The organism is Flavobacterium ammonificans (genome assembly GCF_020885975.1).
GTDB classification, from domain to species: Bacteria; Bacteroidota; Bacteroidia; order Flavobacteriales; family Flavobacteriaceae; genus Flavobacterium; species Flavobacterium ammonificans.
The window spans coordinates 45,468-59,866 of record NZ_AP025183.1; the positions used below are offsets into that span (position 1 = coordinate 45,468).

Genomic DNA, 14,399 nt, shown 5'->3' on the forward strand with positions numbered 1-14,399 from the left:
TAAAACAAAAAATAACCATGTCAATTTGGAGAGTTAAACCTATTTCGGCTTTTGAGGCTGATATGAAAAAAAGTACTTTAAAAAGAGTTCTAGGAAAATGGAGCTTAACTGCTATTGGAGTTGGAGCGATTATTGGAGGAGGGATTTTTGTTCTTACAGGAACAGGAGCTTACTACCATGCTGGTCCAGCTTTAGCTATATCATTTATAATTGCAGGTATCGCCTGTGTCTTTGCTGCACTTTGTTATTCAGAATTTGCATCGATATTACCTGTTGAAGGCTCAGCTTATGCCTATGCGTATGGAACTATTGGAGAAATTTTCGCCTGGATTATTGGTTGGGGACTTATATTAGAGTATGCTATGGGTTCGATGACGGTTGCTGTTTCCTGGTCCGGCTATTTTAACAAGTTGCTTAAAATATTTCATTTAGAACTACCTTATTGGATGACAACTGACCCAGGCACAGCTAACAAAGCATTCGGAGAAGCTTCAAGTCAAATTGCAACAGGAACTTTAACAGAGGATAAACTTACAAGCTTTCAAGAGATAGTTAATAATTTTAATTCCGCACCAGAGATTTTTAATTTTAAAATATTCATGAATCTCCCAGCCTTTTTGATTGTTTTATTGGTAATATCTATACTTATTAAAGGTACCCAAAGTGCTGCTAAAGCGAATAACCTAATTGTTCTTTTAAAGGTTTCTGCTGTATTGTTTGTAATTATTGCAGGTGCTTTTTTTATAGATGTAGACAATTGGTCTCCTTTTATACCAGAAGCTACTCAAATTGTAGAAAAAGATTCTACTCACAATGCTTATGGATTAGCTGGAATTGTATCTGGAGCGGCGGCTATTTTCTTCGCTTATGTAGGATTTGATGCAGTTTCTACTCAAGCGGGTGAAGCAATTAATCCTAAAAAAGATGTGCCTTTTGCTATTATTGCTTCTTTATTAATTTGTACTACTTTGTACATTTTAGTATCGTTAGTATTAACAGGAATGATGAACTACCAAGACTTTAACCCGCTAGGAAAATATCCTGATGCTATTAAAGCTCCTGTAGCCTATGCTTTTGATATTGCAGGTCAAGGTTGGGCTGGATTAATTATCACAATTGCAGCTACAGTTGGTTTAGTATCTGTTTTAATGGTAATGATTATGGGACAATCTCGTATATTTTTAGGAATGTCTAAAGACGGATTGATTCCTCAAGTTTTCTCTAGAGTGAATCCAATTTCTGGAACACCACAAACCAACTTAATGATTTTAGGTGGAATTATAGCAGTAGTAGCTGCTTTTACACCAATTAATGAACTAGCAGACATGACTAGTTTTGGTACTTTATTTGCCTTTACAATGGTGTGTATCGCTGTTTGGATTTTAAGAGTAAAACAACCTAATTTAGTGAGAACATTTAAAGTCCCTGCATTACCAATTATTGCAGTTTTAGGAATTTTAATCAATACTTATTTAATGGTTAATTTAAGCTACAAAGCTCAACTATTCTCTGGAGCATGGCTTCTTATAGGAGTTTTAGTTTATTTTGGCTACAGTAAAAGTCGTTCTAAATTAAACAATGAAAATCAAGAATAGTCAATACAATTATATAAAAAAAAGCTCCTAAACAGGAGCTTTTTTTATGATTATAAATCAAAAACTGAAGATCGTTTCGCTCGAATTAAATCCTTCAAACGCATCCAAAAAGCTAAAATCAAATAAACTACAAACCACAAACCTACCGTTACACAAGACAAATAGATAAAAAATATTCGTACACTACTGGCACGCATACCTAAAGCATCTGCTAAACGCGATGAAACATGAAATCCATGTTTCTCAAAAAAGAATTTTAAATGATTGAAGATTTTCATAATGCTGCAAATTTACGACAAATTACATTTTGAATTCCCTTTTATTAATTCAATTCCTATTTGGCATTCCAAACACCTACTTTTATCACAATACTCTTTCTTCAATTGCAATAATGCTTGGGTCTGAAAGGCATTTTGAGCACTTACGCCAAAAGAATCAAATCTATCAATTATAGTGTTCTTTTCTGGCGCAATTGATTGTACAATTTGGACTAAAGACTCTGTATCTTCAATACCTAGAGATTGATTGTACGCAAATCGAATAGGAATAATTGTATTGAGTACAATTAAATCAATAAATGACTTGGAAACTATCTTGGATTTAAAAGGGCTTTGTTTATCCAATACATAATGCGTATTCCAAAAATTGGAGGGCGAGATTCGAAATACATCATACATTCCTTCCATGGTAGTAAGTTCTACTACCCTAGAAAATAAATTAGCAATTTGATGATATAGCATTGCGAATTGCGCCAAGCGAATAGTCGGAAAATTATCAGGACGATGCTTATAAAACTGAAGTGGTCTCATAATCGGTTGTCCCAATTGGTATTTACTAGTCAAATAGGCATACCTGAGTTTTAAATCTTTTGAATACACCTCTTGATGGTCCAAATCAAGCAAACCTGCCATTCCAAAAAATAATGCCTCTAGATTTTCAACTTCAAAAGATTCTTTTCTGATTATTGAAAAAGGAATTGATTGTGCCAATTCCAGAAAAGAATCACTATTCGTATTCAAACCGAAATTCTTCGCTAACAAACAAAACAAAACAGCTTCCCAATCAGAAGTAGATTGCTGTAGAAATACTGTAACCAAAACAGACTTTCGTTCTAAACGCTCAAAAAACAAACGTTCTAGCCAATTATTCAATAGAAATTGATCCAAAGACCGTAATTGTTTTTCACAAAAAATCCAAGATTTAGCAGTGCGTAAACTATCGTAATTCTCAATTGTACTTTCGGCTACAAATTGTTGCAACTCCAATACCGGAATTTCTGAATTATCAGCTCGGTATATTTCCACATCATGTTCCCATACTACATGCAAAATGACATTATCGTAAGCTGAATCAATTTCATGATGATGTACATACCAATCAGAGGACTTTAAATGAATTTCTACATTGCCGGCCCATTTTTGATTCCCAATGATCAGTTGCGCATTGAAAAAATCAGGGCCTGCCTGTTCCAAATACTGTCCGCTTTGTATAATTGTAATGGGTAAACTTGAGGTAGTTGTTAGATTGGAACATTCAAAGTTTTTGAATTTCCATAAATAATGTAGAAAATCTTCTTTCATTCAGGGGGCTTTTTAAATGAAAATCTAAGATACAAAAAAACACCATCAATTGCTTAAATTAACAAATCACGGTTTTATTGGTTAATTTATTCGAAGAAATTCCAAATCAAACCAAAACGGATTGTTAGATCACGGTAGGGATTATTGGGAGAAGAATAAAATGAATTGCCTGTAAATGAGGAATTAAAATGTTCTGCTTTAAAATAAATTCTGGTTCTTTGAATTTTAGCATTTACAAAAAAATCTAACAAAGGGAAATTACCTATTTTAGTATCTCTTTGAACAAAAAACTCTCCAATGACTGGATTGTATTCATTACCATAAAAGGAAGTAAAATAATTCAACACAAAGCCCGTTTGTAGAAACAAGGCTTTTTTAAAAAAATGATTGGAAAAAAATATGGAATTTCGCGCCACAATTTCAGGCACATTTAAGACCGATTCGTCCTGTACTACTTTTTGATACAGAATGGTATTATCCAAACCAAATTTTCCAAATTTAAATTCTCTATTCAATTTAATGGACAGATGATTTATCGTTCCTCCATACTGAAAAGGCGCAACGATTTGGGTTTGATTTAATTTTTGAGAAGCAGTTGATACTTCTTTAAAAAACAAATAATCATTTAAAACAGTAAATTCAGCTGAAGCAGTAACAAAAGGAGTAATTGCTGTAGCCGAAAGCCTATTTATTTTCTCATTATTGAAGTTATTAAACCAATTGTATTGCACATAACTACTTTGGTGCAGATTAAAATTAGCATTCGGTAATTTGTTACTGTTTTGGTATTGAAAAACAAATTGGTTTTGGTCATTTAAATCATAGTTTACAGAAGCTTCTACATCAGATAACCCATCATTAGTAATGGAGGTGGTGTACCTGAAATTTCCTCTCCATTTCTTTTTTTGAACAAAATATTGACCACCCACTGTATTGATTTGATGATGTAATAAATTAGGCACTACACCTCTATCAAAAAATAAAATTTGGTTGTAAAAATAATTAGATCTAAAGTCTTCCATGAAAAAATGAAAGCGACCGAGAGTAGTATTCTCAAAAGAAACTCCCAATTTATTGTACATTTTATTGAATCGAGTTTTATCATTAATTTCACTAGATCGGAAAGACTCTCCAAAACGAGCCACAGGAGTTCCATTTGAAGAAGAAAGTACTGTTGCTTGACCGTATTCGAAGAACTTATTCTCGTAATTGAATTGGTGATTCAAATACAAATTAGATGCGCGACTCTTTGGGTTAATTCGAAAAGAGTGATCTACAAAAATTCGATTCCCTTTCAATAAAGACTTCGCATCTGTGAGGAAAACTTCTAATCGTTGTCTATTATTAAAATCAATATTCTCGCTTTCAAAATCATTTAAGTTGGTAATACCGCCATTCTCTTGATTCAATATATCCTGTTGGGTAAAATGAAATTTATTAAAATACCTTACGTTTTTGGTATTGTAACTCATCGTGAAACGAAAATTACCTGTACTCGCTAATTGATTAATGTACTTCCCTTGGGAACGTAACCCTCTGTAAGCTATCGAAAAATTGAGATTGGGAGAAGTGTTTAATGTCAAATACGAATCAACGGATTGACCTCTTGACTGTGTGGACTTGAAATACAACTCGGTTACAGGAGTTGCTACAGAAGCATAGCGAACCTGGAGTGCTTCAATGAAATTAAAATGTTTGGCTTTGAAACCAAATTCAGGAAACATAGAATTTGTAGCACTAGTATACTGCAATGTATTATAAGACTGTCCGTCATTAGTCATGGGTAATAACCCAAAAGTATCACGTCGTAAGTAATTATGACTGTACTCTTTTTGAATGGTTAATGAAGTATCAATATAGGTAGTGTCTTGATCTAAAGAAATAAAACGGTACAAATCTATTGTAGCTATTTTTTTTGAAGAAGGATTAGGAGAAAGATTGTCATTTTTAGTAGTATTAGTACTCAGGTCAAGTACTTTTGGTTTGCGTCCTTGTGCAGTAAGCAGAACGGAAAACAAGCAACAAACAAAAAGGATATAAATTCTCATCAGCTAGTAAATAGATTGTCTAATAAGGCACAAAGATAACAGATAGTAGGGTATAAAAAAAACAGCAGTAAACGAATGCTTACTGCTGTAATTTATAAAATAATTTGAATTAAATTACCAACCTGGATTTTGTTGTGCCTTCAAAACTGGATTGTTATTTGTCTCAGTTAAAGGTATTGGCCATAAAAATCTTCTGTCAGTTGCAGGAATAGCAGCTGATAAGGTTCCTGAAAAAGGAGTTCCTAAAGTATATGATCCAGCTGGAGGGAATCCATTAGCAACTTTTCTTGGTATACCTGTAGTAGGTGCAATATCATCATTTAATAATCTATGAATATCACCCCATCTCTTACCTTCACATATAAACTCAATTCTTCTTTCTTTTAAAATTGCTCTAACTAAATCAGCAGAAGAAGCAAAAGAACTACTTGTATAAGCTTGAGTAGATGGGCTTGCCAAGGCTCTGTTTCTTACGCTATTCAACAAAGTCAATGCAGCAGCATCATTCCCTAATCTCGCATTAGCCTCAGCTGCAGCAAGAACCATTTCAGCAAATCTGAACAATGGAGACCCATCTGAATAATTAGTTACATCTTTATACTTTCTTGTAAAAACTGCATTATCAATAACTTCAGTCTCAGCTCGACGTTTATCATCAACTAACCACTCTGCATCTCTCCAGATAATTGGTGAAATTGCAATTAAATTTCTTCGGTTGTATTGTGAAGCTAAAGCTCCATTTACACCAGGATTAGTATTTGCAGTATTGTACATAGAAAAGATGGACTCATTATTACCATAATTGTTTGTAAATACACCCATTGGATTAGCTTCCAAAGTATATTGAGAAGTCAATTTTGCATACTCTGTTAAAACGGCACTCCAATTTTTCATGTTTTGATACATGATAATTTTAGTAGCAATAGCAGCTCCTTTGGTAACTTTTACAATCTTATCTATTCCAGCACGTTGTGCTTTTGTTGGAGCATTAGTTTCTGCAAAATTAAGATCCTCTAAAGCTAATGCGTAGCATTCAGCAACTGTATTTCTTCCTTTAGCTAAATTTACTTCAACATCAACAGGAGTAATTGTAGGTACGGTTCTGTAAGGAATTCCTAAATGAGATGCATTAGGCGTGTGAGTGTAAGGCATAGCGAAATGCTTCAACAATTCTAAATGTGCTAAGGCTCTTAAATACCTAACTTCAGCTTTATAATTGTTACCAACAGCAGCAGTAACAGTTCCTTTAGTAATAGCTTCATCTAAACCTTTTAAAACAACATTTGCCTTATTAATTAATTGATAACCATCACTCCAATAAAAAACATTATTAGCTGTTGTAGGATCATAATTAGATTCATAAGTCAACTGATAAAAAGCTTGAGTATTAACTACATCCTCTCCTCTACAATCATTTTGTTGAAAATAAGCAGCTCCAAAAACGTAACCTCTGGGATTTGGACTTGCTTCAGAACCATTAAAAACTCCCATTTGAGCGGCATTATATACTCCATTTACAGCTGCAAGAACAAGAGTAGGGCTAGAAAAAGCCGTCTCAGACTTAACTGTACCAAAAGGCTCTAAATCTACTATCTCTTCAGAGCAAGAATTCAAGAATAACCCTGAAAAAACTGCAAGAGCTACTAAAAATTTATTTGTATTTTTCATATTATTTAATTTTTAAAGTCCAACATTCAAACCAACAGAAAATACTCGAGAACGTGGAACTACATTATAATCTACACCACCAATTTCCATCTCTGGATCTTGACCTGAGTATTTAGTAATAATAATAGCATTTTGTGCTTGAATATAAAATCTGAAACTTTTAATATTCAATTTTTCAATAAGATTAGCAGGTAAATTATAACCAATTGTAATATTATCAAACTTTACAAAATCACCGCTTTCAATAAATCTAGAATTTGCAGTTGTAGGTCCGTTAACAATAGGATCTGCAGCAGACCACAATCTAGGAGTCCATCCATCACCTGGGTTTACAGCACTCTGCCATCTTCCTAAAATTTCTGTAGAGTTATTGTTGAAATTTTGGCTTAACATTTCTAGTCTAGTAACATTCATGATTTTATTTCCACCACTAAATCTAACTAAAGTTCCAAAATCAAAATTATGGTATTTCAATTTCAAATCAACTGCACCAAAATAAGTAGGTAAAGTATTTCCTAACTCCATTAAATCAGGAGAAGTGGCAGCTCTAGAAATATCTGAAGGATTACTCGGATCAAAAACTCTATAATTATTAGTAGCAATATTTCCTTGCACTAAACTACCGTCATTTTTGTAGTATACTGGATTACCGTTACTAGCATTAACACCCCAATATTTCACTCCATAAAGTGAGTTCAATGGAAGACCTTCTCTAATTATGTTATAAGTTGATATTTGATCAACCCCTTTTGATAATGAAATAACTTCATTCTTGTTAAATGATAAATTAGCATTCACATCAAAACTTAGGTTTTCTTTATTAATTACATTAAAGTCAACACCAAATTCCCAACCAGAGTTTCTAATATTACCTACGTTAGCAGTATATTGATTATTTGGAACCCCTAATGACATTGGAGTTTGAAATCTCTCAACTAACTTATCAGCATCGTTTTGGTAGTAATCTATAACGAATTTTACTTTATTATTAAGCAATCCAAAATCTACACCAATATTTCTTTTTTCAATTACCTCCCATGTCAAATTAGTATTTTCCATGTTTGTAAAAGCAATTCCATTGTAATCTCCATATTTTCTTGGTCTGTAAGTTCCTAAGTATGGAAAATCTCCACCAAGTACATTAAAGTTACCTGTCTTACCCCATGATGCTCTTACTTTGAAATCATTTACATAAGTATTAATCTTTTCAAAGAATTTTTCATTTGAAGCAGTCCAACCCATAGATACACCAGGGAAAACTTCAGAACGTAATTCTGGAGCAAACTTCGACATTAAATCTTGACGCAATGAAGCTTGTATAAAATATCTTTTATCAAAATTATAGCTCGCTTTACCTAAGTAAGAAACAATTGCATTATTGGATTTATAACCACTAGAAAATGGTGTTCCGTAAGATCCTGTAATAACATTTTTAGAAAAGAATTCATCTGCTAAATCAGTACCACCACCGATATAACCATTTATATCTGTTTTTTGGTATTCATTTACTGCAGAAACAGCTACACTATGCTTATCAAAATCTTTATTGAATGATAAAACATTTTGCCAGTTGTATGTTTGAGAGATGTCTGTACTATTCTCAACTCTTCCTTTTGTACTTACTCCATCACCATGGAATGGATCCCAAAAACGAAGTCCTGATGCATTTGATTGGTCAAAACTTACTTGAGTTCTAAAATTTAACCATGGTTTAATCGCTACCTCTCCAAATGCATTAGCAAGGAGACGATTAGTTAATGTATTTTGGATATTTTTATCTAATACATAACGGATATTAGGCAAATTGTTAGCAATAAACGCAGCATTTTGTCCTCTACCCACAATTGTATTTGCTCCTTGAATAGCTACATTATATCCTTGTGGACCAGCTGGGTCATAAACAGTAGTATTAGGTAATTGTCTAATAACATTAAACATAGCTCCAGAAAGGGAATTAGTCCCTGTATTCAAACCATTTGTTCCTGTTCTAGAAAGCGTAACACTAGTTCCTACTTTAACATTTTTACCGATTTTTTGATCTACATTGAATTTAGCATTGTATCTTTCTAAATCATTAGCTAAAATAATACCCTCTTGTTTAGAATAACCAACAGATGCATAATATGTACCATTACCTAAACCACCGGATAAATTAAAATTATGTTCCATCTGTAAAGCATTTCTCAAAACCGCTTTTTGCCAATCTGTATTTACTGTATTTCCAATAGCTAAAGCAGATTGAGATCTGTTACTTCTCTTCTCATTATTGATGGTAATAAAATCATCAGTACCTAATAAATCTAGGTAATCTGCTACTTGAGCGATACCAGTATAGGTATTGTAGCTGAAATTTGTTTTACCTTCTTTACCTTTTTTAGTGGTAATTAATATTACACCATTAGAAGCTCTAGATCCATAGATTGCAGAAGCAGCTCCATCTTTTAAAATTTCAAAAGACTCAATATCGTTTGGATTGATATCCGCCAATGCGTTGTTAGCAGCATACCCTCCAAGATCTCCTGTTTGAACTGGCAAACCATCTACAACAATTAAAGGATACGTACTAGAATTAATAGAATTAATACCTCTAATTCTAATTCTAGGAGTAGAACCAATTAAACCTGAATTCTGAGTAATTTGCACCCCAGCAGCTCTACCAGCTAATTGCTGATCAAAACTCTGAGTTACTAACCCCTTGATAGATTCTCCTTTAATTTGAGAAATAGAACCTGTGATTTCACGTTTCTTCTGAGTACCATACCCTACAACTACAACTTCATCTAAAGTATTTCCTCCTTGAAGTTTTACATTAATAGTGTTTGAAGCTCCTACTTTTGCAGTTGCGTCTTGCATTCCCACGAAAGTGATTACTAATACATCTCCAACCTTTGCTTTAATGGCATACTTACCATCAAAATCAGTTTGAACACCATTTTTTGTTCCTTTAACGACAACGTTAGCGCCTGGAATAGGGCCCGAAGCATCAGAAACAACTCCTGAAACTGTTTTCTCTTGAGCAAAAGAAAACTGCATTACCATCGCTAATAAAAGCGTGTAAATCCATTTGATTTTTAATCTCATAGTTAAATTAATTTTTAATTAGTTTAGACAAATATCTTAATTAATTCTTAAGAAACAAATAAATTGATTAAAAAATACATATTTAACAGTTGTTTGTTGTATAAAAAACAAAACATTCAATAATTATTAAGTAAATTTAAATAATTCCTATTTTTGTTTTCCAGTCTTACAACAAATAAATCCTAATACATTTATGCTCTATAATAAGTTCTCCCATTTTTCAATTGAATCCGGCACTGATGAAGCGGGTCGTGGTTGTCTTGCAGGACCTGTAACCGCTGCTGCCGTTATTTTGCCAGAAAATTTTGAAAATAAAATCCTTAACGATAGTAAACAACTTACTGAAAAAGCTAGAGAACAATTACGTCCTTTTATAGAGGAACAAGCCATTTCATTTGCAGTAACTCATTTGGAGCCTCTAGTAATTGACGAAATCAACATTTTAAATGCATCGATTAAAGCTATGCAAGAAAGCATTTTGAAATTGAATCCAAAACCCGAATACATTATAGTAGATGGGAATCGGTTTAAGCCTGTATTAGACATTCCGCACAGTTGTATTGTAAAAGGGGATGCCAAATTTATGAGTATTGCTGCAGCCTCGGTCTTGGCAAAAACCTACCGAGATGAATATATGAATCGAATTCACGAAGAATTTCCTATGTATAATTGGAAACAAAATAAAGGCTATCCCACTCAAGAACACAGAGAAGCCATTAGAAAATATGGGATAACCAAATACCACCGTATAAGTTATAGATTGTTGCCGGAACAGTTGAAACTGGAAATATAGAGTTTTAGACTTCTTAGATCTTTAGATTTTAATAGGAATCTTATAATCTAAAAATCTAACTTTCTAATTATCTATTGATCTTATGATCTAATAAGCGAACATTCAAACAATTGAGTAAAATGATTAAGAATTTTAGCTTTCACCTCGTTTTCATCTATTCTTTCCACTCCTAATTCGACATTCAAGGAAGTTACTGCTTTGCCGCGAATACCACAGGGAATGATATTGTCAAAATAACCTAAATCAACATTAACATTTAAGGCAAAGCCGTGCATGGTAACCCAACGGGAAGCGCGAACTCCCATGGCGCAAATTTTTCGAGCAAAAGGCGTCCCAACACCCAACCAAACTCCAGTTTCGCCTTCGCTTCTGGTAGAATTCAAACCGTATTCGGCTAAGGTTAAAATAATGGCTTCTTCTAAAAGACGTAAGTATTTATGAATATCGGTAAAGAAATTTTCCAAATCCAAGATTGGATAGCCCACTATTTGTCCTGGACCATGATAGGTAATATCTCCTCCCCGATTGATTTTGTAAAAGGTAGCGCCTTTGGCTTCCAATTGTTTTTCCGAAAGTAATAAATTACTCAAATCGCCACTTTTACCTAAAGTATACACATGCGGATGTTCTACAAAAAGGAAATAATTAGGTGTAGGTAAACTGGTTTCGTCTTTTCGATTCTGAATTTTAAGATCGACAATACCCTTGAACAATTCCTCTTGGTATTCCCAGCTGGCTTTGTAATCTTTGTTCCCCAGATCTTGTAATTGGATTTGTTTATTCATTTGTCATTGCGAGGAACGAAAACATCTTTAGTCGTTCCTTTTATTGTTTGTGTGCCAAAGGTACAAAGTTTTATAGATATACTTTTCTCAGAAATAAGTCTATTGTAAAATGACTTCCAAATTAGTGCTTTCGGGATTAGTTACAACTTCAATAAGAGAAAACGTCACTACTAAAGATTTTTTGTCAGCACTAATAACAGCTTTGGTATTTGAAACGGATTGAATTGGTTTTGGAAAATAGTATTTCAACTCAAAGCTTTGTTTCAATGGAAATTTAGAAATACGCTCCTTAACAGTAGCCAACTCGTCCTGCTTTTTTTTGAGTTCAACAGGATCTGTTATTTTGACGATGCGATGAAATCGGGTTCCATCAAATGAGAATGCAACTGAATAATAATGTTCTTCGGCACTTAACGCATAATTATTTTGAATATTATCAGCGTAATCTTCTGTTTTATACAAATCGGCGACTTCAGAAATGGTTTTGAATTGCTGCGAAAGCTGTGTTCGAAACTCTTTTTCGTAGGAACTTTTCTTGATCTTGACCTTAACAGGAAAGTGCTTTTCGTATACCGATTTTTCAAAAGGCGTTAATTTTGCAAAGGTTTCTCGATATTTCTTGGCATAATCTTGAAATACATAAGTGGTATCTTGATACTCTTCCTCTTTAGAATAATTTTCTCCTGCTATTAACTGATAACTTTGTTCATCACGCATTTCTTCAACCAAAATACTTCCACTTCCATCAGAATTTAAGTGAATTGTTTCGGTTACTTGACAACTATGAAGTGTGATTATAAAAAAAGCACAAAAGATTCTTTTCATTTCGATTTGGGTTTTGGGTTAGGATTTCAAATATACAAAAGGTTTTATAGGTTTTGAAAATAAAAACGTCTTTTCTAGCCCTTCCCGAAGCTTCGGGAGAAGCGGCATCCTTTTTTAGGGGACGACGGCTGAGGCTCTCGAAGCCAAAGTAACCTAAAAAAGATAGAGCGTATAGCAGGACTAAACGGGATAAAAAACGAAAATTACTGCTCTTAAAAAAACCAAAATCATTTTCAAATATTGAAATTGCCACGTTTTTAAATTTAACTATCTTTGCGCTCTTAAAATCCGAATACAATGGCATTATCCGAACAAGAAATTTTACGTAGAGAAGCACTTACCGAATTACGCAATTTAGGTATTGAGCCGTATCCAGCAGCCGAGTTTACCACCACCGCTTATTCGAGCGAAATCCTAGCCAACTTTGAGAAGTACGAAGGTAAGGAAGTGGTTTTAGCGGGACGATTGATGGGGAAACGCATCATGGGAAAGGCATCATTTGCAGAATTGAAAGATGCTGAAGGACGTATTCAAGTCTATGTTTCGAGAGATGACATTTCGGATGATGAAGAGAAAACGATGTACAATGTGGTTTTCAAAAAACTATTGGACATTGGTGATTTTATTGGGGTTCGTGGAACTGTTTTTAAAACACAAGTAGGCGAAATCTCCGTTCATGTATATGGATTAACGGTTTTGGCGAAAGCCTTGAAACCGCTTCCTGTAGTAAAAATGGATGCCGATGGAAAAATCCACGATGCCTTTGCTGATCCAGAACAAAGATACCGTCGTCGTTACGTAGATTTAACGGTGAACGACCATGTAAAAGATACCTTCATTAAAAGAACCAAATTGTTCAATGCGATGCGTTCGTTTTTTAATGACAAAGGGTATTTGGAGGTGGAAACACCGGTTTTACAACCGATTCCAGGTGGTGCTGCAGCTAGACCTTTTATCACGCACCACAACTCGCTTGACATTCCGCTATACATGCGTATTGCCAATGAGTTGTATTTAAAAAGATTGATTGTGGGTGGATTTGAAGGGGTATATGAGTTCTCGAAAAACTTCCGTAACGAAGGAATGGACAGAACACACAACCCAGAATTTACCGCTATGGAAATATATGTAGCCTACAAAGACTACAACTGGATGATGAACTTTACCGAAAACCTGCTAGAGCACTGTGCTATTGGGGTTAACGGAACAAGTGAAGTGACTTTTGGCGAACACAAAATTAATTTCAAAGCGCCATATGCAAGAGTGACAATGACGGATTCTATCAAACACTTTACTGGTTTTGATATTTCTGGCAAATCAGAAGCGGAATTGTTTGCAGCTGCTAAAGGCATGGGAATTGACGTGGACGAAACCATGGGTAAAGGAAAATTGATTGACGAAATTTTTGGCGCTAAATGCGAAGGAAATTACATTCAGCCAACTTTCATCACGGATTATCCAAAAGAAATGAGTCCGCTGTGTAAACAACACCGCGACAATCCAGAACTGACTGAACGTTTTGAATTGATGGTATGTGGAAAAGAGGTTGCCAATGCCTATTCGGAATTGAACGACCCAATTGACCAAAGAGAACGTTTTGAAGACCAAATGCGTTTGGCTGAAAAAGGTGACGATGAAGCGAATGGTGTTATTGACGAAGATTTCTTGCGTGCTTTAGAATACGGTATGCCGCCAACTTCTGGATTAGGAATTGGAATGGACCGATTGATGATGTTCTTGACGAACAATTCGTCCATTCAAGAAGTATTGTTCTTCCCGCAAATGCGACCAGAGAAAAAGCAAGTTCAAATTGAATTAACCGCTGAAGAGAAATTAATTGTTGACATGTTGAAAGCTAACAACAACCAAATGGATTTAGGCGAATTGAAAGCCAAATCAGAATTGAGCGGTAAAAAATGGGATGCTGCTACTAAAGGCTTATCACAACACAAATTGATCAAAGTGAGTGTTACTGGCGAAAGTAAAATAATGGAATTGATTGGGTAAATTAATTTCGTAAATAA

The 14,399-nt window shown here is 34.2% G+C and carries 10 protein-coding genes; 3 read left to right on the forward strand and 7 right to left on the reverse strand.

Annotated elements, in window-relative coordinates; translation table 11 throughout:
- The first annotated feature begins 17 nt into the window (after positions 1–17).
- Positions 18–1,595 (forward strand): APC family permease, encoded by a 1,578-nt coding sequence (locus LPC23_RS00210; RefSeq protein WP_229330120.1) that lies wholly within the window; start codon positions 18–20, stop codon positions 1,593–1,595.
- Positions 1,596–1,645: 50 nt separating this feature from the next.
- Here the strand turns inward: LPC23_RS00210 and LPC23_RS00215 are convergent, their stop codons facing one another.
- From LPC23_RS00215 to LPC23_RS00235, 5 genes are all read right to left on the reverse strand, one after another.
- Entirely contained in the window at positions 1,646–1,873 is a 228-nt protein-coding gene (locus LPC23_RS00215) for a PspC domain-containing protein (RefSeq protein ID WP_229330122.1), read from the reverse strand.
- A gap of 12 nt (positions 1,874–1,885) precedes the next feature.
- On the reverse strand, positions 1,886–3,175 hold the full coding sequence (locus tag LPC23_RS00220; RefSeq protein ID WP_229330124.1) for a DUF2851 family protein: 1,290 nt from the start codon (positions 3,173–3,175) through the stop codon (positions 1,886–1,888).
- An 86-nt stretch (positions 3,176–3,261) separates the two neighbouring features.
- Positions 3,262–5,223 (reverse strand): putative porin, encoded by a 1,962-nt coding sequence (locus LPC23_RS00225; protein ID WP_229330126.1) that lies wholly within the window; start codon positions 5,221–5,223, stop codon positions 3,262–3,264.
- A gap of 114 nt (positions 5,224–5,337) precedes the next feature.
- Positions 5,338–6,891, reverse strand: coding sequence for a RagB/SusD family nutrient uptake outer membrane protein (locus tag LPC23_RS00230; RefSeq protein WP_229330128.1), 1,554 nt, complete (start codon positions 6,889–6,891; stop codon positions 5,338–5,340).
- Between the two features lie 12 nt (positions 6,892–6,903).
- The gene (locus LPC23_RS00235; protein WP_229330129.1) at positions 6,904–9,972 is read right to left on the reverse strand and encodes a SusC/RagA family TonB-linked outer membrane protein; all 3,069 of its coding nucleotides are present in this window, start codon (positions 9,970–9,972) and stop codon (positions 6,904–6,906) included.
- 193 nt (positions 9,973–10,165) lie between these two features.
- On the opposite strand from LPC23_RS00235, the gene LPC23_RS00240 reads away from it, so the two are divergent.
- Positions 10,166–10,765 (forward strand): ribonuclease HII, encoded by a 600-nt coding sequence (locus tag LPC23_RS00240; protein WP_229330131.1) that lies wholly within the window; start codon positions 10,166–10,168, stop codon positions 10,763–10,765.
- An 80-nt stretch (positions 10,766–10,845) separates the two neighbouring features.
- Here LPC23_RS00240 and lipB read toward each other — a convergent pair whose 3' ends face one another.
- Both lipB and LPC23_RS00250 read right to left on the reverse strand, forming a co-directional pair.
- The gene (gene lipB, locus LPC23_RS00245; protein WP_229330133.1) at positions 10,846–11,550 is read right to left on the reverse strand and encodes a lipoyl(octanoyl) transferase LipB; all 705 of its coding nucleotides are present in this window, start codon (positions 11,548–11,550) and stop codon (positions 10,846–10,848) included.
- Between the two features lie 99 nt (positions 11,551–11,649).
- Positions 11,650–12,375: a hypothetical protein gene (locus LPC23_RS00250; protein WP_229330134.1), complete on the reverse strand. Its 726-nt coding sequence runs from the start codon at positions 12,373–12,375 to the stop codon at positions 11,650–11,652.
- A 297-nt stretch (positions 12,376–12,672) separates the two neighbouring features.
- Here LPC23_RS00250 and lysS point away from each other — a divergent pair, with 297 nt between their 5' ends.
- A complete protein-coding gene (lysS, locus tag LPC23_RS00255) occupies positions 12,673–14,382 on the forward strand; it encodes a lysine--tRNA ligase (protein ID WP_229330137.1) in 1,710 nt (569 codons plus the stop codon).
- Positions 14,383–14,399: the final 17 nt, after the last annotated feature.

Bases quoted from the DNA above. Each gene is read 5' to 3' on its own strand.
- LPC23_RS00210 (WP_229330120.1), top strand. From the start codon at position 18: ATGTCAATTTGGAGAGTTAAACCTATTTCGGCTTTTGAGGCTGATATG.
- LPC23_RS00215 (WP_229330122.1), bottom strand. From the start codon at position 1,873: ATGAAAATCTTCAATCATTTAAAATTCTTTTTTGAGAAACATGGATTT.
- LPC23_RS00220 (WP_229330124.1), bottom strand. From the start codon at position 3,175: ATGAAAGAAGATTTTCTACATTATTTATGGAAATTCAAAAACTTTGAA.
- LPC23_RS00225 (WP_229330126.1), bottom strand. From the start codon at position 5,223: ATGAGAATTTATATCCTTTTTGTTTGTTGCTTGTTTTCCGTTCTGCTT.
- LPC23_RS00230 (WP_229330128.1), bottom strand. From the start codon at position 6,891: ATGAAAAATACAAATAAATTTTTAGTAGCTCTTGCAGTTTTTTCAGGG.
- LPC23_RS00235 (WP_229330129.1), bottom strand. From the start codon at position 9,972: ATGAGATTAAAAATCAAATGGATTTACACGCTTTTATTAGCGATGGTA.
- LPC23_RS00240 (WP_229330131.1), top strand. From the start codon at position 10,166: ATGCTCTATAATAAGTTCTCCCATTTTTCAATTGAATCCGGCACTGAT.
- lipB (WP_229330133.1), bottom strand. From the start codon at position 11,550: ATGAATAAACAAATCCAATTACAAGATCTGGGGAACAAAGATTACAAA.
- LPC23_RS00250 (WP_229330134.1), bottom strand. From the start codon at position 12,375: ATGAAAAGAATCTTTTGTGCTTTTTTTATAATCACACTTCATAGTTGT.
- lysS (WP_229330137.1), top strand. From the start codon at position 12,673: ATGGCATTATCCGAACAAGAAATTTTACGTAGAGAAGCACTTACCGAA.